The following is a 1,314-nucleotide window of genomic DNA, read 5'->3' on the forward strand; positions in this document are numbered from 1 at the left end:
TGTGGGAGCAACTGTCTTGCTCAATTTCTAAAAGCTGGCGCGATCCCTGTGGGAGCGGGCTTGCCCGCGAACACGGGCGAAGCCCGTGCCATCCACCGCGGTGTCTTCTTCGCGGGTAAACCCGCTCCCACACTGATCACGCTGTGATCTGCGCCATGTTTTCAGGCTGCGGTAAGTCATCCCGCCACGGCGTGCCCGTTCTGAGCATCGCGTTGAGGCGCACGATGAAGATTCTCATGCAGGCTACAAGCGCAACCTTGGCAAGTTTCCCCCGCCCACGCAGCGCCTCATATCGGGCTTTGAGCGTTGGATTATGTTTCACCGCCACCAGGCACGCCATGTACAGCGCACGCCTGACCTCAAATCGGCCTCCTGAGATAAAGCGCTTGCCCACGGACTTTCCGCTGTCGTGATTGAAGGGGGCCACACCGACCAAAGAGGCTATTTCCCTGGACTCCACATGCCCCAGTTCCGGCAAGAGCGCTACCAGCTTGGTCGCGGTTACCATCCCGATGCCTTTGACTTCGTCCAGTTTGGCAATCCGTTCATCGTTGAGCACTGTGGCCTGCCGCTTGATCGCTTGCTCCACCAACTTTATCTGCGATGCAAAGTGCTGAAGATTGGTTTTCAGGAAATTGGCGACCATCGCTGACTGAGCCTGCTTCAGGCGCCGCCGGTCGTCATCTCGCTGTTGGACCAGGCGATCACGCTGCTGAAGGAGTTCCCGCAACAGGGCCCTTTCAGGGCTTGTCTTCAGGGTTGGCTTGTCTGGAATGACCTCAGCGAAATGGGCCAGCACTGCGGCGTCGATGGCATCGGTCTTGGCCTTGATGCCCAAGGAATCCGCGAACGATCTGGCTCGCTTGGGGTTCACGCGTATGACCTTGTAGCTGGCGTCCTGGAGAAAGCGCATGACATCACGCTCGTAGCCGCCTGTAGCCTCCAGCAAGATGCGCTTGATGCTGAGCCCTCGAAGGCTCTTCACCAGTTCCTCAAAGCCCGCTGGATCATTGCGCACGCTGATCTTGATGCCCTGGGGCCGCACCAGTGCATCAAGGGAAAGACTGGAAACATCGATACCCAAGAAGGAAGCCATCGCCAAAACCTCCTAGACTCAACAGTGTGAGAGAGCTTTGGCTTGGCCCACGCTTGTGGTTCGAGATTTGGCCCTCATCCAACTGTTCGGGCTCTCGCCAAAGTAGAACGGTGAATGGCAGCTTGTGCTCCCACACGTGCTCAAGGCACCTCCGGCATTCAGCTTGCCATTCACCGCTCTCACTCCAGATTCTAATCCCCTCTCAAGACACAAGCGGC

At 57.8% G+C, this 1,314-nt stretch carries 1 protein-coding gene; it reads right to left on the bottom strand.

The window, feature by feature from the left end:
• Nucleotides 1-136: 136 nt before the first annotated feature.
• The gene (locus ABE456_RS28400; RefSeq protein ID WP_346646893.1) at nt 137-1,096 is read right to left on the bottom strand and encodes an IS110 family transposase; all 960 of its coding nucleotides are present in this window, start codon (nt 1,094-1,096) and stop codon (nt 137-139) included.
• Between the last annotated feature and the right edge of the window lie 218 nt (nt 1,097-1,314).

Origin of the sequence: Pseudomonas sp. TWI929 (assembly GCF_039673335.1) — a bacterium.
GTDB lineage: Bacteria > Pseudomonadota > Gammaproteobacteria > Pseudomonadales > Pseudomonadaceae > Aquipseudomonas.